This window comes from Georgenia daeguensis, from assembly GCF_039537705.1.
GTDB classification, from domain to species: Bacteria; Actinomycetota; Actinomycetes; order Actinomycetales; family Actinomycetaceae; genus Georgenia; species Georgenia daeguensis.
In genome coordinates this window covers 25287-46338 of the sequence record NZ_BAABBA010000021.1, presented here as the reverse complement: position 1 = coordinate 46338, position 21052 = coordinate 25287, and the positions used below count along the sequence as shown (strand labels likewise).

General features: G+C 70.8%; 22 protein-coding genes and 2 pseudogenes. 12 read left to right on the top strand and 12 right to left on the bottom strand.

The window, feature by feature from the left end; all coding sequences use genetic code 11:
- The first annotated feature begins 60 nt into the window (after positions 1 to 60).
- Both ABD774_RS17220 and ABD774_RS17215 read left to right on the top strand, forming a co-directional pair.
- Positions 61 to 267 (top strand): DUF2795 domain-containing protein, encoded by a 207-nt coding sequence (locus ABD774_RS17220; protein ID WP_345043888.1) that lies wholly within the window; start codon positions 61 to 63, stop codon positions 265 to 267.
- 3 nt (positions 268 to 270) lie between these two features.
- Positions 271 to 624, top strand: coding sequence for an STAS domain-containing protein (locus tag ABD774_RS17215; RefSeq protein WP_345043886.1), 354 nt, complete (start codon positions 271 to 273; stop codon positions 622 to 624).
- On the opposite strand, the gene ABD774_RS17210 is transcribed toward ABD774_RS17215, so the two are convergent.
- From ABD774_RS17210 to ABD774_RS17185, 6 genes are all read right to left on the bottom strand, one after another.
- Complete coding sequence (locus ABD774_RS17210) at positions 615 to 1820, bottom strand: MFS transporter (protein ID WP_345043882.1); 1206 nt, start codon at positions 1818 to 1820, stop codon at positions 615 to 617. The genes ABD774_RS17215 and ABD774_RS17210 overlap by 10 nt on opposite strands.
- A 200-nt stretch (positions 1821 to 2020) precedes the next feature.
- Complete coding sequence (locus ABD774_RS17205) at positions 2021 to 3478, bottom strand: SulP family inorganic anion transporter (protein WP_345043947.1); 1458 nt, start codon at positions 3476 to 3478, stop codon at positions 2021 to 2023.
- A gap of 268 nt (positions 3479 to 3746) precedes the next feature.
- On the bottom strand, positions 3747 to 4826 hold the full coding sequence (gene proB / locus ABD774_RS17200) for a glutamate 5-kinase (protein ID WP_345043879.1): 1080 nt from the start codon (positions 4824 to 4826) through the stop codon (positions 3747 to 3749).
- Between the two features lie 43 nt (positions 4827 to 4869).
- A complete protein-coding gene (locus tag ABD774_RS17195) occupies positions 4870 to 6471 on the bottom strand; it encodes a peptide chain release factor 3 (protein WP_345043877.1) in 1602 nt (533 codons plus the stop codon).
- 35 nt (positions 6472 to 6506) lie between these two features.
- Positions 6507 to 6836: a hypothetical protein gene (locus ABD774_RS17190; RefSeq protein ID WP_345043875.1), complete on the bottom strand. Its 330-nt coding sequence runs from the start codon at positions 6834 to 6836 to the stop codon at positions 6507 to 6509.
- On the bottom strand, positions 6836 to 7042 hold the full coding sequence (locus ABD774_RS17185) for a DUF2795 domain-containing protein (RefSeq protein ID WP_345043872.1): 207 nt from the start codon (positions 7040 to 7042) through the stop codon (positions 6836 to 6838). Before ABD774_RS17185 ends, ABD774_RS17190 begins: the two co-directional genes overlap by 1 nt.
- A 338-nt stretch (positions 7043 to 7380) precedes the next feature.
- Between ABD774_RS17185 and ABD774_RS17180 the strand changes: the two genes are divergently transcribed.
- Entirely contained in the window at positions 7381 to 7788 is a 408-nt protein-coding gene (locus ABD774_RS17180; protein ID WP_345043870.1) for a MerR family transcriptional regulator, read from the top strand.
- Between the two features lie 68 nt (positions 7789 to 7856).
- Positions 7857 to 9488, top strand: a complete 1632-nt coding sequence (pgi, locus tag ABD774_RS17175) for a glucose-6-phosphate isomerase (protein WP_345043866.1) — start codon at positions 7857 to 7859, stop codon at positions 9486 to 9488.
- A 35-nt stretch (positions 9489 to 9523) separates the two neighbouring features.
- Here the strand turns inward: pgi and ABD774_RS17170 are convergent, their stop codons facing one another.
- The 4 genes from ABD774_RS17170 to ABD774_RS17155 all read right to left on the bottom strand — a co-directional run bounded on the left by ABD774_RS17170 (position 9524) and on the right by ABD774_RS17155 (position 11393).
- The gene (locus ABD774_RS17170; protein WP_345043864.1) at positions 9524 to 9736 is read right to left on the bottom strand and encodes a DUF2795 domain-containing protein; all 213 of its coding nucleotides are present in this window, start codon (positions 9734 to 9736) and stop codon (positions 9524 to 9526) included.
- On the bottom strand, positions 9733 to 9975 hold the full coding sequence (locus ABD774_RS17165; protein WP_345043862.1) for a hypothetical protein: 243 nt from the start codon (positions 9973 to 9975) through the stop codon (positions 9733 to 9735). Before ABD774_RS17165 ends, ABD774_RS17170 begins: the two co-directional genes overlap by 4 nt.
- Positions 9976 to 10389: 414 nt before the next feature.
- On the bottom strand, positions 10390 to 10842 hold the full coding sequence (locus tag ABD774_RS17160; protein WP_345043860.1) for a DUF2795 domain-containing protein: 453 nt from the start codon (positions 10840 to 10842) through the stop codon (positions 10390 to 10392).
- Positions 10843 to 10985: 143 nt separating this feature from the next.
- Complete coding sequence (locus tag ABD774_RS17155) at positions 10986 to 11393, bottom strand: MerR family transcriptional regulator (protein WP_345043858.1); 408 nt, start codon at positions 11391 to 11393, stop codon at positions 10986 to 10988.
- A gap of 179 nt (positions 11394 to 11572) precedes the next feature.
- On the opposite strand from ABD774_RS17155, the pseudogene ABD774_RS21865 reads away from it, so the two are divergent.
- From ABD774_RS21865 to ABD774_RS17140, 3 genes and pseudogenes are all read left to right on the top strand, one after another.
- Positions 11573 to 11744: pseudogene (locus ABD774_RS21865) on the top strand (LLM class flavin-dependent oxidoreductase); the annotation flags it as partial.
- Between the two features lie 247 nt (positions 11745 to 11991).
- Positions 11992 to 12945, top strand: a complete 954-nt coding sequence (locus ABD774_RS17145; protein ID WP_345043855.1) for an ADP-ribosylglycohydrolase family protein — start codon at positions 11992 to 11994, stop codon at positions 12943 to 12945.
- Entirely contained in the window at positions 12942 to 13652 is a 711-nt protein-coding gene (locus ABD774_RS17140; RefSeq protein ID WP_345043852.1) for a spermidine synthase, read from the top strand. The genes ABD774_RS17145 and ABD774_RS17140 overlap by 4 nt, the downstream gene beginning before the upstream one ends.
- A gap of 246 nt (positions 13653 to 13898) precedes the next feature.
- On the opposite strand, the pseudogene ABD774_RS21735 reads toward ABD774_RS17140, so the two are convergent.
- Positions 13899 to 14285, bottom strand: a pseudogene (locus ABD774_RS21735) (class I SAM-dependent methyltransferase); the annotation flags it as partial.
- Positions 14286 to 14752: 467 nt separating this feature from the next.
- On the opposite strand from ABD774_RS21735, the gene ABD774_RS17135 reads away from it, so the two are divergent.
- Both ABD774_RS17135 and ABD774_RS17130 read left to right on the top strand, forming a co-directional pair.
- Positions 14753 to 15652 carry a universal stress protein gene (locus ABD774_RS17135; protein ID WP_345043849.1) on the top strand — a complete coding sequence of 300 codons (900 nt, stop codon included), beginning with the start codon at positions 14753 to 14755 and terminating at the stop codon, positions 15650 to 15652.
- 71 nt (positions 15653 to 15723) lie between these two features.
- On the top strand, positions 15724 to 16122 hold the full coding sequence (locus ABD774_RS17130; protein WP_345043847.1) for an SOS response-associated peptidase family protein: 399 nt from the start codon (positions 15724 to 15726) through the stop codon (positions 16120 to 16122).
- 467 nt (positions 16123 to 16589) lie between these two features.
- On the opposite strand, the gene ABD774_RS17125 is transcribed toward ABD774_RS17130, so the two are convergent.
- Complete coding sequence (locus ABD774_RS17125; protein WP_345043844.1) at positions 16590 to 16922, bottom strand: hypothetical protein; 333 nt, start codon at positions 16920 to 16922, stop codon at positions 16590 to 16592.
- 331 nt (positions 16923 to 17253) lie between these two features.
- On the opposite strand from ABD774_RS17125, the gene ABD774_RS17120 reads away from it, so the two are divergent.
- Genes ABD774_RS17120 through ABD774_RS17110 form a run of 3 tightly spaced genes read left to right on the top strand, consistent with a single transcriptional unit; the run spans position 17254 to position 20362 of the window.
- A complete protein-coding gene (locus tag ABD774_RS17120) occupies positions 17254 to 17562 on the top strand; it encodes a MobC family plasmid mobilization relaxosome protein (RefSeq protein WP_345043842.1) in 309 nt (102 codons plus the stop codon).
- Complete coding sequence (locus ABD774_RS17115) at positions 17559 to 19493, top strand: relaxase/mobilization nuclease domain-containing protein (RefSeq protein WP_345043839.1); 1935 nt, start codon at positions 17559 to 17561, stop codon at positions 19491 to 19493. The genes ABD774_RS17120 and ABD774_RS17115 overlap by 4 nt, the downstream gene beginning before the upstream one ends.
- A 23-nt stretch (positions 19494 to 19516) precedes the next feature.
- A complete protein-coding gene (locus tag ABD774_RS17110) occupies positions 19517 to 20362 on the top strand; it encodes a hypothetical protein (RefSeq protein ID WP_345043836.1) in 846 nt (281 codons plus the stop codon).
- Positions 20363 to 21052: the final 690 nt, after the last annotated feature.

The following is a 21052-nucleotide window of genomic DNA, read 5'->3' as shown; positions in this document are numbered from 1 at the left end:
GCACCGGCCCGGCAGTCGGTGCAGGAGGCCTCCCTCGACGGCTCGATATGCGGTGCTGTGATGATCTCGCTGACACGGACAGAGCTTGCGACGTTCCTGCGGCCGGTGCTGGCCTGGGGACCGCGGACCTCCGACGAGCTGCTGCGCCATGCGTTCGTCGCCGGCGCCCCGCTGCCGGTGACCGAGGCGCTCAAGCGCCTGCCGGCACAGAAGTACGCCACGGTCGACCAGGTCTGCCGCGACCTGCCCGACCTCGTGGAGTCCTGAGCCGTGGACCGGTTTCTCCACGGCGCGAGATCCGGAGCTGGGACGGCGCGTCTGATCGCCGGCGGCGGTGAGCGGGTGCTCCTGGAGCTCTCCGGCGAGGTCGACGCACAGTTGTGGCCCGATCTTCAGCACCTCGGCGGCGAGGCCGAGCGGCACGCGGTACCGATCGACGTCGACCTGCGCCGGGTGACGTTCATGGACTCCACGGGGATCAGCTTCCTGGCCGGCCTGGTGCACCGGGGCGCGGCGCCGGTCCGGGTGCTCAACCCCTCGCCCGCGGCGACGTTCCTCCTGGAGGTGGCCGGGCTCGCGGACAGGGTGCAGGTGGAGGACTTCGGTGGGACGTCTCACGACTGAGCCCCGACCCGCTGGTCGGACGTCTCGGCGCTTCGGCGGCGAGCCGGCGGCCGCACCACCAGCGCGAGGACGATGACGGCGGCCGGGACGGCGGCCAGCAGTGTCGCGGCGGTCGCGTACGAGCCGGTGAGGCCGGCGCCGAGGGAGAGCGCGAGCGGCCCGAACGCGGTCGAGCCGACCGAGACGGTGGTCGACACGCCCCGGATGGCCCCGATGTGCGCGGTGCCGAAGTAGTAGCTGTAGGCGGCCACCTCCACGGTCCGCACGGTCCCGCCGGCGGCGCCGAGCAGCCCGCCGTAGACCAGCGCGGTCCAGCCGGAGTCGAGGACCGGCAGCATCAGCAGGCTCCCGGCCAGCAACGCCATCGAGATGACCAGGCCCAGCTTGGGTGCGAACCGGTCGGCCAGGGCCCCGATGGCGATGGTGACGGTCATCGTCGTCACCGCCTGGGGCACGAAGTTCAGCGCCGCCTGCGCGGGGGTGAGGCCGCGTTCGCCCAGGACGGCGATCTGATGGAAGTTCAGGCCGGTGCTCAGCATCCCCGAGGCGGCGAGCCCGGCGGCGATGACCCAGAACATCGGGGTCCGCAGCGCCTCGCCCGCGGTCCATGCCCCGTCGCTGCGCCCGGCCGCGGAGTCGGTGACCTGCGGGCCTCGCCCGTCGGGGGCGGGGATGGTGGCCCGGGGCCGTCGGCCGAAGACGATCAGGGCCAGCGGGATGACGACGGCCCAGACGACCAGACCCTCCACGCGCCAGGCGGTCGCCATCCCGTGGTGGCTGATGAGCCTCTCGAGGACCACGGGCGCCAGGGAGATACCCCCGGAGCCCACGGCGCTCGTCACGCCCAGGGCCAGACCGCGGCGCCGGGTGACGTGGACGGCGACGGCGGTGGAGGCGGCCAGCCCCAGGGCACCCTGGCCGGCCATGCGGATGCCGACGAAACCGGCGGTCAGGCCCACGATCTCGGTCACGACGCTCATCGCGAGCAGCACGGCACCGAAGATCGCGGCGATCACGGCCATGACCCGCCCGACCCCGAAGCGGTCCAGTGCCCGGCCCACCAGCGGCATGGCCGCCGCGCCGGCGAGCGTGCCGATCAGGTAGCCGGTTGACAGGGCGTTGCGCGAGATGCCCAGCTCGGCGATGAGCGAGTCGGTGAAGACGGAGATCGCCGCGGTCTGCCCGGGGGCGGACATGACCGTCGCTACGGCGCCGGCCGCGACGACGGTGACGGTGCTGCGGCGGCGAGGGGCTGGTGCGGTGCGGGCGGGCGTGGTGACCTCTCGTTCCTACGGGTCGTGGTGTTGGTGATCCGGACCGGTGCAGGGGGGACGCGCTGCACCGGTCCGGACGGGCGTCCGGGGGGCCACCAGGTCAGGCGGCGGCCACCCGGTGCTCAGTGGGCGCCGGCGAGGTGGCCGGCGAGGCGGCCGTGGCGCTCGGCGCTGGCCTCGTTCAGGCCGATGATGGTGGCGGTCTTGCCCTTGGCGGCGTACTTGGTGGTGATCGCGTCGAGGGTGGCGACGGTGGAGGCGTCCCAGATGTGGGAGTCGGACATGTCGATGATGACGTTCTGGGGGTCGCCGGCGTAGTCGAACTGGTAGACGAGGTCGTTGCTCGAGGCCCAGAGCAGCTCGCCGCGCACGGCGTAGACGCGGGTGTTCTCGTCCGGGTGGGCGACGTCGACGACCTCGGTGAGGTGGGCGACGCGCCGGACGAACATCAGCGCGGCGACGATCACGCCCGTGACGACGCCGTAGGCGAGGTTGTGGGTCGCCACGGTGACCGCGACGGTGGAGAGCATCACGAGGGTCTCGGACTTGGGCATGCGGCGCAGGGTGTTGCGCTGGACCGAGTGCCAGTCGAAGGTCGAGACGGCGACGATGATCATCACGGCGACCAGGGCCGCCATCGGGATCTTCCCGACTGCCTCGCCCAGGGAGACGACCATGATCAGGAGGAACAGGCCGGCGAGGAAGGTGGAGATGCGGGTCCGGGCGCCGGAGGCCTTGACGTTGATCATGGTCTGGCCGACCATCGCGCAGCCGCCCATGCCGCCGAAGAAGCCGGTGATGACGTTGGCGGCGCCCTGGCCCCAGGCCTCGCGGGTCTTGTTCGAGTAGGTGTCGGTGACGTCGTCGACGAGCTTGGCCGTCATCAGCGACTCCATCAGGCCCACCAGGGCCATGGCGATCGCGTAGGGGGCGATGATCTGCAGGGTCTCGAGGTTCAGCGGCACGTTCGGGATGAACAGCGAGGGCAGGGAATCGGGCAGGTCGCCCTGGTCGGAGACGTCGGGCACGTTCAGTGCGAACGCCACGGTGATCGTGGTGAGCACCACGATGGCGACCAGGGGGGCCGGGACGGCCTTGGTGAGCTTGGGCAGGTACACCATGATCGCGATGCCCACGGCCACCATGGGGTAGACGATCCACGGCACGTCGGTCAGGTAGGGCAGCTGGGCGAGGAAGATGAGGATGGCCAGGGCGTTGACGAAGCCGACCATGACGCTGCGGGGGATGAACCGCATCATCTTCGCCACGCCGAGGACGCCGAAGAGGACCTGGATGATCCCGGCGAGGATGACGGTGGCGATGAAGTAGTCCATGCCGTGCTCGCGCACCACGGGTGCGATGACCAGGGCGATGGCGCCGGTGGCGGCGGTGATCATCGCGGGGCGCCCGCCCAGGAAGGCGATCGAGACGGCCATCGTGAAGGAGGCGAACAGGCCCACCCGCGGGTCGACGCCGGCGATGATCGAGAACGAGATCGCCTCGGGGATCAGGGCCAGGGCGACGACGAGGCCGGCGAGGACCTCGGTGCGCAGACGGCGCGGGTCGCGCAGCGCGCCCATGACCGAGGTGACGTCCTCGGTGCGGGCGAGCTTGCGCTCCTCCGGTGTCGTGGTGCGCCTGGCGCGCAGGGCGGCGAAGGGTGAGGTCACGCGGACTCCCATGGCAGTGGACGCTCGTCGCGCCCGGTGGACATGTCAGGGCGGCGCGTCATCACACCTGGAAGATCGTCGGCGTCTCGCACGGTGCGGGACCTACGTCCCTGGCCCGGGTTCCGGAGAAGCCGCTACGGATAACTCTATCCTAACGCGAGGGGAGAGTTTCAGTGAGTTACGCCTCGCCCGGCCCTGCTCCGAGCCCGGCGAGCACGTGCCGCGCCGCCCGGGTGGGTGGCAGCTGGGCGAGGTGGTCGCGGTGGACGATGGCGCGCGTCACGGTGTTGTCCTGGCGTAGTTGCGCCGAGGTCTTGCCGAGCATCCGGGCGAGCTCGTCGGAGCTGAAGGCGGTGAGCCCGCGGGCGAGGAGCCCCTGCGGGCCGACGAGCTCGACGACGTCTCGTTCCTCGAAGTCACCCTCGACCTCGATGATCCCGGCGGCCAGCAGGGAGCCCTTGCCGTCGGTGACGGCATGGGCAGCCCCGGCGTCCAGGTGCAGGCGTCCGCGGGGTCTGGCCGCGTGCGCCAGCCAGAGCCACCGGGCGGGTCGGCGCTGCGGGGACGGGGGGAAGTAGGTGCCGACGTCCCCGCCGGCGAGGGCGGACTCCACTGTCGTCGCCGAGGTGAGCACCACGGGGATCCCGGACCCGGTGGCGACCGCGACGGCCTCAAGCTCGGTCGCCCTTCCGGCGCCGTGGGTTCCGTCGACGTCCGTGAGCAGGACAAGGGCGTCCGCGTGGACCAGGTGGGCGACCAGCGCGGCGAGACGGTCGTTGTCACCGAGGCGGATCCCCTCCGTGGCCACCGTCTCGTTCTCATTCACGATCGGCACGACGCCGAGGGAGAGCAGGCGCTCGAGAGCGCGGCGGGCGTTGGTGTAGGTGTGCCGGCGGGCGAGTCCCTCGGCGGTGAGCAGTACCTGGCCGACCCGTTCGCCGTGCTCGGCGAAGGCCTCGGTGTAGCGGGCGAGGAGCAGACCCTGCCCGACACTGGCGGCCGCCTGGGCCGTGGCCAGGTCCGTGGGCCTGGAGCGCAGCCGCAGGGCGGAGGTGCCGGCGGTGACCGCGCCGGAGGAGACCAGGACGAGGCGCTGGCAACGCGCCCGGCGGGACAGGGCCGTAGCGAGGCGCTGCATGGCGGCGACGTCCAGCCCGCCGGCCGGTGTCGTGAGCGACGACGGTCCCACCTTGACGACGACCCGGCGGGCACCGGAGATGCGCGCCCGATCGGGCGGTGACTGCGCCGGTGCTGCCATGGACTTCACCGGTTCCCGAGAACCCGGAGGCATCCTCGCGCGCTCAGGCGGCGACGAGCGCGGTCAGGTCCGCGTCGGGGTGCTGGCGTTGCACAGTCTGCAGGCGCCACTTGTCGGTGAAGAGGGCAAGGAGCTCGCCGGTGTCGCGGCGCAGCACCTCGGTGCCGCGTTCGGCCTCGAGCACGGGGACCCAGGTCTGGGTCGTGCGCATGGCGACGGTGTAGCCGAGGGGCTCGAGGTGGATCGGGGCGTTGAACTCGGTGGCCATGCGGTGCTGGGCGACCTCGAACTGCATGGGGCCGACGGCGGCCAGGACCGGTGCCTGGTCGCCGCGCAGGTCTGAGCGCAGGACCTGGACCACGCCCTCGGCGTCGAGCTGGGCGATGCCGCGGCGGAACTGCTTGTACCGGCCGGCGTCGACGGCGCGGGCGACGGTGAAGTGCTCGGGCGCGAAGGCGGGCAGCGGGGGGAACCGGACAGCTGGGCCGGCGTAGAGGGTGTCGCCGACCTGGAGGTCGGAGGCGTTGACCAGTCCGACGACGTCGCCGGGATAGGCATGCTCGACGACGTGCCGGTCGCGGCCGAAGGCCTGCTGGGCGTACTTCGTCGCGAACGGGCGCCCGGTGCGTGCCGTGGTGACCACCATGCCGCGCTCGAAGACGCCCGAGCAGATGCGGACGTAGGCGAGCCGGTCGCGGTGGGCGGCGTCCATGCCGGCCTGCATCTTGAACACGAACGCGCTGAACGGGTCCTCGACCGACCGGGGGCCGCCGGTGACGGTGGGGCGCGGACCGGGGGTGGGCGCCAGGTCGACGAGGACGTCGAGCAGCGCATGGACGCCGAAGTTGCGCACCGCCGAGGCGAAGAGCACCGGGGTGGAGATGCCGGCCAGGAACGTCTCGGTGTCGTGGTTCGCGCCGGCGACGGTGAGGAGCTCGGCCTCCTCGGCGGCATCGACCCAGGCCTGGCCCTCGCGCTCGAGCGCCGCGGTGGCGGGAAGCCTCTCCTCGGGTGCGATTCGGGCGCCGCCGGCGGTGTGGGTGAAGCGCACGTACTCACCGGTGGAGCGGTCCAGGACGCCGCGGAAGTCGCCGGCGATACCCACCGGCCAGGTCAACGGGGTCGGGGTCAGGCCGGTCCGCTCGGCGATCTCGTCCATGAGGGCCAGCGGCTCCCGGCCGGGGCGGTCCCACTTGTTGATGACGGTGATGATCGGGATGCCGCGGTGCTTGCAGACGTTGAACAGCTTCATCGTCTGGGGCTCGAGGCCCTTGGCGGCGTCGATGAGCATGACGGCGGCGTCGACCGCGGCCAGGACGCGGTAGGTGTCCTCGGAGAAGTCGGCGTGGCCGGGGGTGTCGAGGAGGTTCAGGACGGTGTCGCGGTAGGTCAGCTGGAGGGAGGCGGAGGTGATGGAGATGCCGCGGGCCTTCTCCATGTCCATCCAGTCCGAGACGGTGTGCCGCCGCCCGCTCTTGCCGTTGACGTGCCCGGCCTCGGCGATCGCGTGGGCGTGCAGGGCCAGGGCCTCGGTCAGCGTCGACTTGCCGGCGTCCGGGTGGCTGATCACGGCGAAGGCGCGGCGGCGGGCGGCCTCGGTGGTGACGTCGCCCGGGTCGGGGGCGGTCAGGACGTCAGGGCGCAACGGTGGCTCCAGGGGCGGGTCGGCGTGGTGGGTGCTCAGGCTCGCGGGGTGTGGGCGGCGGGCACGTAGTTCGGTGGCAGGGGGCTGCCGCGGTCGTGGTAGGTCAGGATCGCCTCACGGTCGCAGCGGTAGCAGACGAGGACGTCGCGCTGGCCGGCCATGGACGTGATCGACCCGCGACCCATCGACAGTACGACCCGAGGGGCGCTGAACACCTCGGTGCCCCCGCACGTCGCGCAGCGCGGGGTCTGGTCGCGCATCCAGCTGGCACCGCACGCCCCGCAGGAGATGCGGATGCCCTCGGCGGAACGGGCGCCGCTGAGCTGCTTGGTCTCCCCGCAGGCCGGGCAGGAGAACTGGCGCATCAGACCCCCACGGGCACGCCGGGCAGGTGTCGCCACAGGTCGGTCATCCGCCGGTACTCCCCGGGCGGCAGGGAGCGCACGACCTCGACGGCGTCGGGGTGCGCGCCGGCGGCGACTGCGACGCTCACCAGTTCGTCGGCGCTGCGCACCGTGCCGTCCATGACCGGCCGGAAGATCTCGGCAAGCTCCACACGTGTCACGTTCATCGAACCTGTTCCTCGTCTCGTCCTTCTCGGTGCGGAGTCTGAGGCCGCACGGGGAGCCAGCTCGCTGGGGCGTCGTCACGGACGGACTGGACACGGGCGAGCGGCACCCTGGCCACCTTTTGCCACTGGCCCGTCGCGGTACTGATGTCCTCGAAGACGAGAACGTCGCCGACCCTGGTGACGCGGTGCGCGTCCAGATCGATCTGGCGTCCGTCGTCCTCCACGACGCGATATGCGGGCACGGTGCCTCCTCCACGCCACACTCTACCGTAACGTAACAGTAGATTGATCGTGCGGGACCCGGTAAGGTCGACCGTCACACGATCCGAGGAGAGACCATGGCTGGCCACATGCAGATCGGCGAGGTCGCCGAGCGTACGGGCCTGTCCCTGCGAACCATCCGCTACTACGGCGAGGTCGACCTCGTCTCGCCCTCGAGCCGGAGCGAGGGAGGTTTCCGTCTCTACACCGACGGTGACGTGGAGCGGCTCGAGCTGGTCAAGCAGATGAAGCCCCTGGACTTCTCCATCGAGGAGATGAAGGACGTCCTGACCATCCTGGACAGGCTCAAGGACGAGCACGTCGACGACGCCGAGCGGGACCGTCTCCTCGCCGCGCTGGGTGAGTTCCGGGCCAGGGCGGCAGAACGCAGCGAGAAGCTGCGCGCCAAGCTCGCCGCGACCGAGTCGTTCGTGGCCGGTCTCGACGTGCGGCTGTCCCACCAGCCACGTCACGCAACCACCTGAGAGCCGGTGCCCGGTGTCCACCGCTCGCCGTGTGCCGCCGGCCCGGTCGCGACGAACGCGGAGGAGCTATGAGCGAGCACCGAGCCATCCAGACCACGCCGGAGTGGAATGCGCTGAGCGAGCACGCCGCACGCACCCGAGGCCAGCACCTGCGTGAGCTGTTCGCCGCCGATCCGGATCGCGGCACCCGGCTGGTCGCCGAGGTGGGCGACCTGTACGTCGACTACTCCAAGCACCGGGTGACAGACGAGACCCTCGGCCTGCTGGGCGACCTCGCCCGTGCCGCCGGACTCGGCGAGCACATCGAGGCGATGTTCCGCGGGGAGCGGATCAACACCACCGAGGACCGGGCCGTCCTGCACACCGCCCTGCGCGCACCGCGCGGGGCATCCCTGGTCGTCGACGGGCAGGACGTCGTCGCCGACGTGCACGAGGTACTGGACCGGATGTCGGCGTTCGCCGAGCAGATCCGCTCGGGGGAGTGGATCGGGTACACCGGTCGGCGGATCACCCGCGTGGTCAACATCGGTATCGGCGGCTCGGACCTCGGACCGAAGATGGCGACCCTGGCGCTGGAGCCCTATGCCACGAACGGCCTGTCCTCGGTCTTCGTCTCAAACGTCGACGGCGAGGACATTGCCGGCGCTCTCGCCCACGCCGACCCGGAACAGACGTTGTTCGTCGTGGTGTCCAAGACCTTCACCACGATCGAGACCCTCACCAACGCCCGCACGGCGCGCGCCTGGCTGGTCGAGTCCCTCGGCGAGGAGGCGGCCGTGGCGCGCCACTTCGTGGCGGTCTCGACGAACGCGGCCGAGGTGGCGGCCTTCGGGATCGACACCGCGAACATGTTCGGGTTCTGGGACTGGGTGGGCGGTCGGTACTCCCTGCCCTCGGCGGTCGGGCTGTCGGTGATGCTCGCGATCGGTCCGGACCGCTTCCGCGAGATGCTCGCGGGATACCGGGCCGTGGACGAGCACTTCCGAAGCACCCCGCTGGAACGGAACGTCCCGGTGCTGCTCGGGCTGCTGGGCATCTGGTACCGCAACTTCCACCACGCCCCGACCCACGCCGTCCTGCCCTACAGCGAGTACCTCTCGCGGTTCCCCGCCTACCTCCAGCAGCTCGACATGGAGTCCAACGGCAAATCCGTCACCCGCCGGGGCGAGCCGGTGGAGGTCGAGACCGGCCCGGTGGTCTGGGGCGAGCCCGGCACCAACGGCCAGCACGCCTTCTACCAGCTCATCCACCAAGGCACGCAGACGGTGCCGGCCGACCTCATCGGCTTCGTGCACTCGGCCCGCGAGGTGCCGGGCCACCACGACCTCCTCACCGCGAACATGCTCGCCCAGGCCGAGGCCCTGGCGTTCGGTCGCACCAGCGAGGAGGTGGCGGCAGGCGGGGTGCCGGCCGAGCTCGTGCCGCACAAGACCTTCGCCGGCAACCACCCGACCACGCTGATCCTGGCGCCGCGGCTCACGCCCTCGGTCCTCGGCCAGCTGATCGCCCTGTACGAGCACAAGGTTTTCACCCAGGGCGTGGTGTGGGGTGTGAACTCCTTCGACCAGTGGGGCGTCGAGCTCGGCAAGGTGCTGGCCAACCAGATCGCCCCCGAGCTGACCGCCGACGACGAGCCCGCCCCCGGTCACGACTCCTCGACGAACGAGCTGATCCGGCGCTACCGGCAGGGGCGCCGCTGACCCGAAGCGCCGCGACCGGCGGTGGGGGCCCTCGGCTACGAGTCCGCGTCCTTGACGTCCGGCAGGTCCGGCCACAGGTCGGCGACTCCGGTGTACCGGCGCCTGGGCAACGTCTTGAGCGCCAGAACGACACCTTCGCGGGCCCCGGACGTCATGGCGTAGCTCGCCAGCTCGTCGCCGTCGCGCGCACCCCAGGCCAGGGCCGGTCGGACCGCCTCGGCGACCTCGCGCCGCGTCACCGCGCTCACGAGCGTCCCACCGGCGAGATCACCAGCGGCTGCGCCGGCAGGTAGTGGCGGTAGTTCCCCGCCTCCAGCACGCTGCGCCGGATCGCGCGCACCGACTCCGCCGGCACCCGCAGCACCCGGTCCCAGGTGCCGCGCGAGACCAGATTCTCAAACGTGATCTCCTCGCCGACGCGCACCACCCGGTGCGCATCGACAACCCTCTGCGTCTCGTCCGCGTACTCAACTCTGAACGTCGGCACAGTCCCTCCTTCATCGTGTTGAACTTCCCCAGCCCTGTCCGTGCTGGTAAGGCAGGTGGCGCCGGAGAAACGCGAGCAGCTCATCTCCTGCGCGGGTCGGGACGGTTCCGGCGCCGCCGCATCTGCTGCAGCGCCGGCGCTGCTGGTCGCCGTCTGTCTCGATGAACACCAGGGCGAGCGGGGGGCCGGCCTGGTCGTCGCACGGACCGGGCGTGACTTCTGTCCGAGCAGGCACACGCCGGCCCGGTCCGGGGTCCCTGGGCTGGCGGCCGGTTCCGTGGCAGCCCGGACAGATCTCCTCGAACCGGGACGACAGCGGCCCTCCCTGGGGCAGCATCCCTGACTCCATCTCGGCGGAGCCCCTCTCGTCTTCCAACTGGTCGATCGCTCCTCGCAGCCTCTTCGTCGGGCTGTCTAGCTGGCGGCCCGGACCGGAGGCAGGAAAGGTCGCACCTCTGCCGCGGTGCGATAGGTCCCGGGGGGCAGGGCGCGCAGAGCAGTGATGACACGCGGATTCGCACCCCCAGCGGACGCGAAGCTGACGATCTCGTCGTGGTCGCGCGGACCGTGCCTCAGCGCACGCTCGACGATCTTGTCGATGTCGTCGCGGTCAGCCACGATCCACCTCCTCCGTGGGGGCGCCGGAACCGACAGCGGCTCCGTAGGGGCGAAGTGTCGGGCGCCGCCGACCTCGAGGACGCGTCGGCGGACGGACCGCACGGACGACGCCGGCATCTGGAGCACCCGCTTCCACGCCCCCTCGGGGGCGAGCCTCTCGAAACGGACGTAGTCGCCGGTGCTGACGACGCGGTCGGCCTCGAGCGTGATATCCGTCTTTCCTACGTGCGTGACCTTGTAGACCGGCACTGCACCTCCATGAACCTCGATACACACCTACCCTAACGTAACTGTAAGGTTCGGGGTAGTGGTGGTGACCGAGTTCATGACGACGGCCCTGGCGCACGGTCTACCGCCGAACCAGTCGCCCGCGTCGACCGCGTGCTGATTAGCTAAGTCTCTTGCGGGGAGGGCCTCAGGTGTTCGAGCAGACCGATGAAGTTGTCCGCCAGGGCTACCTGCTCGAGCAGTGTCGCGCGCCGCTCGCACGCGGTTTCCTTGATGGCTTCCAGCCTCTTGCCGAGCTCGACGAGTTCGGCGGGACCCGCGGCGGGGAGCGTGTCGAGGACGTCGAGCACCTCACGCATCTGCTCCAGGCTGAAACCCAGCGGTTTGATCCGACGGATGACGTTGACCCGCTCGAGGTCCGCCTCGGTGTAGAGGCGGAAACCTCCCTCGCTGCGCCCTGACGGTCGTAGCAGCGCGACGTCGTCGTAGTGGCGGATCGTGTGGATCGACAGTCCCGTGCGTTGCGCGAACTTCCCGATCTGCATCATCGGCTCGCGCTCCCTGTCCACCATGTGATCAGTGTGCCGTGACGCTGCACTCCCGGAGTGGGGGCCGTTCGTACCGAGGTCGGCGGATCGGGTGAACTCCGACCAGTCCTAACGCAGGTCGGCGAGGATCACGTCGACCACCTGGTCCGGGCCCTCTGCCGGCAGGTGAAGCGCGGCGTCGACGACGGTGGCGGAGCGGGCTGGCGCGCTTCAGGAAGTCCTACGCGGGGGAGCTGGACAAGCTGGCCGAGGAGCTGCCCGCCGACGAGGCGATCACCGAGGGCGGACACCGTGCTGCTCGCGGTGCCGAGCGCGCACGGCGTGGACTACAACGCCCACGTCATCGAGAGCGTGCTGTCCAATGTGGCTCCGGCCCCCTCTGGGCTGGCGGTAGCGCGGTCGTTCACCAATCGCTGGAGCAGGTGGGTGCGCGGGGCTGCTCGGGTCCAACACTGACGTGACGGTAGAGTTGGCGAGCGGGGCTAGTTCTCCTCCGTTCTGGCAAACGCCTCGCTGCACCAACCAGGGGGTCGAACGTGACAGTGACGACGACGAGTACTGCGGACCAGGTCGCCGCCATCCCGGTGCGGACCGGCGCGGGATCGGGCAGGGCGCAGCGGAAATGCTGACCGCCCGGCACGACCCCGACTCCTGGCGGGCCCGGGTGCGTGGCTGTCTGCTCGCAGGGGCGCTGGGGGACTCCTTAGGTCGTCCGTTCGAGGGCGAGTGGGCGGTGACCGAGCACGCGGTGGCTGAGGTGCTCTCCGGCGCCGGGGCGCTGACGTGGACCGACGACACGAGCCTGATGGTGGCACTGGCCGAGCACCTCGCCGGCCTGCCGGAAACCACCGACCTGGACGACGAAGCCCTTGCCCGCAGCTTCGCCCGGGCGTGGCACGCTGAACCCCACCGCGGGTACGGAGCCAACCCGCCGCGCATCTTCGCCGCGGTGCTGACCGGAGGGGACTGGCGCGACCTCGCGCGGGACTCCTTCGGAGGTGCGGGGTCGCTGGGGAACGGCGGAGCGATGCGCGCGGCTCCCGTCGGGGCGCTACCCGGAGGGCCCGAGCACGCCGCAGACGTGGCACGGCAGACCGCGGCGATCACCCACGCACACCCCGACGGCCAGGACGGCGCGGCGCTGATCGCGGTGGCCACGTGGTTCTGCCTGCGTACCAGACCCGACGACCTCGACCCGGCGGAACTGCTGTCTACAGTCGCCGGCCACCTACGATCCCCGAGTCTGATTACGGCGCTCGATGCGGTCGTAGCCGGACTCGCCGAGGACGAGCCCGCCGACGTCGCTCGGCGCACCGGAACGGGGATCGCGGCGGCCGAGGCCGCGCCCGCGGCGCTGAGCGCGTTCCTGCACCACCCCGCGGACCCGGTCGCGGCCATCACCTTCGCGGTAGCCATGGGCGGGGACACCGACACCGTCGCGACGATGTCCGGGTGCCTGTCCGGAGCCCTGGTCGGCGAGCAGAGGCTGCCAGATGGCTTGGTGGCCCGACTGGAGGCCGCCAGCAGGATCCGCGCCGTCGCGGACGCCCTGGCGGAACGGACCTACCGGCCGTGAGACCCCGTTTCGAGGAGCTCGCGTGGCGCTCGACCCCGATCGGTGAGCTCACCCTGCGCCGCCGTGTGGAGCCGACCCTCGGCGTGGATGTCTACGAGGTCAAGCTGGGCGAGGAGTTCCTCATGTCCAGCCTGTTCACCGTGGCCGAGGAAGAGCTGGCCCGCCTGGCCCTGGCCGAGCTCGACGAACCGGCCATCGACGTCGTCGTCGGTGGCCTGGGCCTGGGGTACACCGCGCGAACCGTGCTGACAGACCCCCGGGTGCGAACGGTGACCGTCGTGGAGCTCCTGGAGGACGTCATCGACTGGCAGCAGCACGGACTACTCCCGGACGCCGCCCTCCTGACCGGGGACCCGCGCGCCCACCTGGTGGCCGGGGATTTCTTCGCCAGGTCGGCGTCGGCTGCCGGCTTCGACGTGCAGGTGCCGGGGCGCCGTTTCCACGCAATCCTCCTCGACGTCGACCACTCCCCCCGCCACGTCCTGGATCCGGCGCATGCCCGCTTCTACACCGAGGCGGGCCTGCGTAACCTGACCCGGCATCTGCTCCCCGGCGGCGTCTTCGCACTGTGGTCGGACGACCCACCCGACGAGGCCTTCTGCGCCGTGGCCCGGACCGTCTTCAGCCGGGTGCGCTCCGTGGAGGTGACCTTCCCGAACTTCTACACCGGCTCGCACTCGGCGAACACGATCTACCTCGCCCACTGAACCGGCAGCGGCACTCAGCGCAGCGGCTCCTCGGGTCGCCGGAGGCGGAGGAAAACTGCTGAGGCACGGTCGATCCGGTGGTGGGGTAGGGCCGCATCAGGACCGCGGCGGCAAGGGCGTCAACGGGTCGGTGCAGCTTGTCGGCCCACCGCGGCAACCGGCTGCTGACCACGTAGAAGGAAAGTCGCTCGCCATACGGCACCCCACCCTCCAGCCTCATCCCGGAGGGCTCGATGAACGACCTGCTCAGGGTCCCCGGCGAGTAGACGCGCTGGAACGGCTCATCGGCACGCTCTTCGATCCTGCTTCCGGCCGGCCGAACGACACCGTCACTATCGCCTCCCCACCAGGACGCAGGACACGGTGGATTCTCTGCCAACGTCGGTCGTGGTCTTCCGTCAGGTGCTCCAGACTCGATACAGCGGTGACCCCATCTACTGACGCGTCCGCGAACGGCAATTGGCGAGCATCCGCCCTGACCCAGTGAACCTGTCCTGCGCGGGTGAGGCGGTTGCGCTCGGCCCGTTCGGCGCGCGCGACCTGCTCCGGTAACCGGTCGGTGATGTCGATGCCCGCTACGCCCACGTCATGACGTGCCGCCAGCAGGTAAGGAAAGACGCTGTGCACCCCTGCGCCGACGTCGACCTATCGCTGGCCCGCTGTGGCGTTGATGACGGCGAGGGATAAGCGCGTGCTCCTAACCCAGCCAGTAGGTACAGGCCCGGGCACGCTCGGCCGGTAAGCCCCAAGTTGCGGCGCCACGCCCACCACAGCAGCCCAGGATGCGCCTGGTGGACAGCTTCATGGTCACTGTCGGGTTCTCGAGTACAGCGCCCGAGCGACGGCGCCACGGGCTCCCGGACGATGTCTCGACAACGGAGTCCGTTCGGTCGTCGCCATCGAGGGCCTCCGGACCACTGTCACCGAGCACGGCGGCATCCCGGGGTCAACAAGTTATTGAGGCGACGCGGTGGGAGATCGAGTTCGCGCAGTTTCGACGGTACCCATGTTTAGAGGCGCTCTTCGACGACGACTTTGGTAAGTAGGCGCGATGACGGACAGGCATAGACGGTTCGCATGTCAACAAGGAGGATGGCGCTATGCCACTCGCGCTGGATGTGCCATCAGCGGCCGTCGTGGTCGGGACCGACGGGTCCGCGGCGTCACGACGGGCGGTTGACTGGGCGGTCGAGGAGGCTGACCGTCGGGCAGCCCCGGTCGTGATCGTCTACGCCGCTGAGCGGCAGGGCGGAGCGGTAGGTGAGTCGCGGCCAATCCCGGAGTCTGAGCTGACCGATCTGGGCGAACGCATGGTGACCGAGGAGATCGGCCGGGTTCGCCAGCAGTACCCACACGTGACAGTGACTGGGAGCGCGATACCCGGCCAGGCCTCGGTGGTCCTCGTCGAGGCCTCCCAACGAGCTGACCTGGTCGTTGTCGGAGCCAGAGGCCTAGGACCGTTCGCCGGTGCACTGCTCGGTTCGGTCTCACAAAAGGTCGCCGCCCATGCCCATGGGACCGTGGTGGTCGTCCGGGAGGAGGCGCCGGCCAAGATGCCCGGGCCGGTTGTCGTCGGGGCCGACCCCGCCGATCCGCCGGTCGAGGCGCTGGAATACGCGTTTGAGGAGGCCAAGCGCCGCGGGGTCGGGGTGGTCGTCGTCGTAGCCACCCGGGAACTACCCTTCCCAGTTCTATCCATCGCCCCGGACGCCACTGCGATGCTGGGCCAAGCTGACAAGAGGAGTCACGAACGCCTCGTCGAGGCGGTCGACCAGCTCTCCATCGCACACGACGTGTCCGCAGAGGTTCAGCGGCTGGCTGGGCACCCCGCCGACACCCTCCTCGGCGTCGCGGGCGACGAGAGCATCATCGTCGTCGGCAGCCGCGGCCAGGGCGGCCTGACGAATTTGCTGCTCGGGTCTGTCAGCACCGGTGTGCTCAACCGAGCACTGGTCGTGGTGGTCGTGCGCGTGCCCTCAGCACACGAACGCGAAGCCTGATCTCGGGAAACCAAGACCTCGCCACCGGCGGCTGGTCCAACGCCCACACCTCGAAAGCCGCCACACCGACCATGAGTGCCACCGTGAACAACGGCGCGCTTCAGGGCTTCGCCAGCCCGGACGGATGCGATGAGGGCAAGGCCGCCATCGGCAGACTCTCACCTACCTCGCAGCGGCAGGTCGTTGAGGAGTTCGGAATCGCACGAGAGGCGGTGGCTCGTGCGGTCAGGTGGGATCGGCCGCCGCGATGCAAGGCACGTCCAAGCCATGCCGGCGAGTGGGCGAAGGATCCCAAGATCGGGTCGAAGATGAGCAACGCCCGCTCGGAGACGACCATCACCGAAAAGCCTTCCAACGATGCGGAGCCGGTCGTCGATGTTCAGGCCGGCGATGAGCGCCTCGGGACGGGAGAGCGCGCCGATGACCGCCCCGCAGATGACTTCTACGGTGTCGCGGTGACCTTCAGATAACTCACCAGTCGATTTGCCGCCGCGTTAGGGCTGGGCGGCGCCCTTGAGGACCAGGCCCTCGATGCCGGTGACGTGCAGCTCGTCGAGCCACCGGCGGGCCGCGTCGACGTCGGTGGTGGTGGGTGAGAGCTGCATGGGTGGTTCCCAGCCGCGGGCGAGTTCCTCGAGCAGGGCGCGGCGTCGCGCAGGGGGAGGTGGCGCACGTCCTGGTCGGCGACGGCGAGGATGTCGAAGGCGACGTAGGAGGCCGGCTCACGGTGGATGAGGTCGGCGAGGGCGCGACGGGAGTTGGTCATCCGGTGCTGCCGCGAGGTGAAGTTCAGCCGGCCCTCTGCCCAGACGACTATCCCGGATCGGCGGGTGCGGTCAGGGGTGCGGCCTGCCGCATCGCGGAGCGACGCTGTGCGCCCATGAGGGCACCTGCCGGCCCGTGATCATCAGGGACTCCGGGGCGGGGGTTCGTCAGTTCAGGACGGCTCGGGTGCCGGCACGGGGGCCGGCTCCTGGTGGTCGACGCCGGGAGCGTCGGCGGCCGTCTTCTTGGCCGCGGCGCGGCGGCGCGTGCGCGCCTTCTTCTCAGGTTCGGACAGGCCGAGCTTGCGCAGCTCGTCGGGCGACCAGCCGTCATTGAGTGCGGCGTTGTAGAGGCGCACGTCCTCGCGGTCGGCGTCAGCGACCTGCTCGCGCAACTCGGCCAATCTCTGCCGTGCGGTGACGAGCGTGCGGACCGACGCGATGCGTCGGTCGAGCAGTTCACGGGCCTTCTTCTCGGCGTCCTCGACGCTCAGTTCCTTCGCCATGACGTCAGCCTAAGCCGACGGACTGACGGCGGCCGAAATCCACGCCGTCCCAAGCCCTTTCGGAACGTCACCCCGGGCACGGTGCGCGGAACGCCGTCACTACCTGAGACCGAGCAAGTTATACAGTTACGTGCCGTAACTGACCGCTATCGCTGGACGGCCGGTGGCCGTTACTGGCACGCTGGGCGTGCATCCCCGCATCCGGCGGGGTCGCTGCGCTGGGCACGGGGAGGCGGTGGTCGCGGTGGCGGAGGAGTCGCCGAAGGCGCGCCGTGTGGTCCGGCGCCGGCGGGCGAACGTGCCTGGTGGTCGCCAGCACAGCCACCGCGTGATGGTGACGCCGGAGGAGGAGGCGCTGCTGCTGCAGCGTGCCGAGGAGCACCGGGTCACGGTGCCCCGGCTGCTGATCGAGTCGGCGCTGGCGCCGACGGGGGAGACGCCCACCGAGCGGCGCAACGCGGTCGTTGAGTTGTTCGCCGTGCACCGGCTGCTCGCGGGCATCGCGAACAACGTCAACCAGATGGCGCGGGCGACGAACGTGACCGGTGAGGTGCAGGCCGAGATGGTCGCCACGCTGCGCGCGGTGCGTCGCACGGCCGAGCGCATCGACACGGCGGTCGACGTACTGGGGCAGTCGTGATCCCGCACATCGTCCGGGGGGATCGGATGGCCGGCCTGATGATCTACCTGGCCGGGCCGGGTCGGCGCAACGAGCACACCGAGCCACGCCTGGTCGCCGGCGACGCGGCGCTGCTGGCGTGGCACGACGACAACGAGCTCGACCGCGACTCCGCCCTGGCGATCGCGAAGCACCTCGACCGCCCGCGCAAGGCGCTCGGGGTCGACGTGATGATGGGCGTCTACGAGCGCCGGGTCACCGGCCGTGACGACGCCGGCAAGCGGGTCTTCAAGAACGTCAAGGTCGGCGAGAAGCAGGCCCACGTGTGGCACTGCTCGCTGTCGCTGCGCCCCGAGGAAGGGCGGCTTACCGACGAGCAGTGGGCCACCATCGCAGGCGAGTTCATCAGGCGCATGGGCTTCGACGACCACGAGGGCACGAAGGCCCCGTGCCGGTGGGGCGCGGTGCACCACGGACTCTCGTCCAAGGGCAACGACCACATCCACCTGGCGGTCAACCTGGTGCGCGAGGACGGCACCAAGGCGTCCACCCACAACGACTACCACCGCGTCCAGCAGGTCGCCCGCGACCTCGAGCGCGAGTTCGACCTGCTGCCCCTGGTGCCCAACGAGTACGAGACCGCCCGCGCGCACACCCGCGCCGAGTGGGAACGCTCCCGCCGGACGGACGGGCGCGTGCCGTGGGACGAGCTGACCAGCGACCTGCAGGACGCCGAGGTGCGCAAGCAGTTCACCAGCGACCAGGCCTGGCAACGGGCCCTGGCGGGCCGGGACCGGCACGGGCCGGCGGACACCGCCGAGCGCGCCTACGACCCAGCCGAGCGCGAGGCCCAGGCTCGCGGCCGCGCCCGCGCGAAGCACGAACGAAACCGCCAACACGGCGGGGGAGCGGTGCCGTGGGACAAGCTGCCCACGGCCGAGAAGCAGGCCCGCATCAGCGCCGAGCTGCGCGCGGACGAGCCGCGCCACGCGCTCGCCCGGATCGTGCGCGGCTGCTCCACCGCGGCCGCGGACGAGGCCGAGTTCGTGCGCCGCATGCGCCGCGCCGGTCTGCTCGTGCGGCCGCGCTTCGCGGACGGGCGCACCGACGTCGTCACCGGCTACTCCGTCGCCCCGCGGCCGCAGGCCGGCGAGCGGCCGATCTGGTACGGCGGCGGGCACCTGGCCCGCGACCTGACCCTGCCCAGGCTGCGCCAGGCATGGCCCGACACCCCCGAGGCGGCGACCGCCGCGGTGGGGGAGTGGAACGCCGCGAAGCGCAACCGCCGCCCCGTCAGGCCAGGCAGGGAGACCGCCGAGGTCGACCCCCGACTGTGGGAGCAGTACGCGACCGAGGTCACCGCGCTACGCGAGCAGCTGCGCAGCGTGCCGATCCACGACCGCGACACCTGGGCCTACGTGGCAAGCCAGACCGCTGGGGCGTTCGCTGCCTGGTCGCACTGCGTCGAGACAGTGCCCGGGCCGCTCGCCGCAACGGCGGACGCCCTGGCGAAGTCGGCCCAGCTGCGCCGACAGAACGTCCACCCCAAGACCTCCGGGAAGGCGTCCATCGGGGGAGTGGCGATGCTCCTGGCCTCGGCCACCACCGCCGGCCAGGGCGCCACCGCCCAGGCCGCGATGCTGCGCCAGCTGGTGATGCTCGCCCAGGCCGTCTACGCCATGCACCGCGCCTCCGCGGAGCACCACCGGGCCGCCCAGATCCGGCAGGTCGCCGAGCAGCGCCTGCGCGAGGTCGCCGACCGCCTTCCACCGGTTCCCGAGCCCGTACCTGCCGGCCCGACACACGACGCCCCGGCAGCCGAGGCCGCACGCATCGCGGCCACCGGCCAGACCCCGGCCCGATCGACCGGCTCCCCGGTGCCCAACCGGATCGAGCCCGCACGCCGGCACCAGCTGGCAGGACCGGACAAGCACCAAGGGCCGGAGCGGTAAACCAACACAGATGGGGGAACGTCATGGCTGAAGAGTCCGACGGCATCGAGGAAGCCCTGACCGGATCGGTGCGCGTCGCCGTCACCGTCGGGGCACGCCTGGGCGAGATGCTCGCCCGAGCCCGCGAAGAACAGATGCGCCGCGCCGAAGCCGCCGAGGACCAGCACGCCCGCGAACTCACCGCCCGGCTGCAGGCTGAGCAGGCCGCCGCCCGTGCCGAGCTCGCCCCGGTCTTCCGCGCCGAGTGGTGGGACCGGGCTGGCGCTGAGGACATCCAGCACGTCTACACCACCGCCCGCGCCTGGGCGGGCCAGGATTCCGAGGCCGACCGTGCCGCCGCGCGCATCCGCGAGGAGGTCCGGCGGCGCTACGACGTTGACGTCGACAGCGCCGGAGCCGACCCCGAGCTCGTGCGCGTCGCCCTGGCCCGCGCCGAGGTACGCCGGGCCGAGGCCGAGCAGGAACGCGCCCGGGCGGCCGCGGAGAACGTCGAGGCCCAGCTGCTCGTCGCCGAGGCCGACCTAGCCGACAGGGCCGCCGAGGGAGCGCGCGCCGCCGCTCAGCACGAACCCGACCCCGCCGAGCGCGAGGAAGCCGCCCTCGAAGGGGAGCGCGAAGAGAACCGAGCCACCACCGCACGCGAGGCCGGCAAGGACAACTACGACAGCGCCGAACGACGCCAGGCCTTCGCCGCCGACCTCGAACGACGCGGCATCGATCAGGACACCCTCGCCGCCCGCATGACCGCCGATGTCAGCCAAGGCACCCACCCCTCCGAGGCGGCGAGATCGACCGGAAACAAGGCACCGAGCGCCCGGCGGTCACGCATCGGACAGGGGCGGCAGCGGGAGCAGAACCTGACCCGATAGAGCTGCAATCGTGCGTGGAGAACTCATGCGAGAGGCATCAGGTTCTGTGAAAGCTAGGGTGAGGATATGAGCCCGTTGGCGTCACAGGGCACTTCCCGCTTCAGGGCAGAGGCCGACATGCTTGCGCCGCCCCTGGTTGCCTCGGCGTCGAAGTTCGCCAAGCGTGCGCACCCGCCGGCTCGGACGCTGGCGGACGGCTGCGATCCCGTCGCCCACGTGACAGGAGTGTGAACTCCTGGGGTCAGGGACAAGTTGCGGCGTGCAGCTCAACGGTCCGGGCGCGGGGAGTCGCTGGCTTCTGGCCGGGCTGGCGTGTCGACTCCCACTGAAGTTTGACCATCGCCCCTCCCACTGGTGGCACGAGTCGGAAACTCAGCGCCCCCCCGACCGAAGGAACGGGGTGACACGCGTCTAGCGGAACGGCGCCGCCGCTGCTTGCCTTGATCCGCCCACCTGGCAAGACGCGGCATTGCTATTACGTGCGTAGGAACTTGAGAACCGACATTCCGGCATTGCGGGCGGCAGCAACGCCGAGGTCGCTCTCCTTCACAACCAGACAACGCGACGGTGACACCTCCAGCACGGCAGCGGCACGGAGGAGCATGTCCGGCGCCGACTTCGGGCACTCGACGTCATCCGCGCTGACGAATGGCCACATCGGTGAGTGCGGGGGCGGCGATCTGGAGTGTG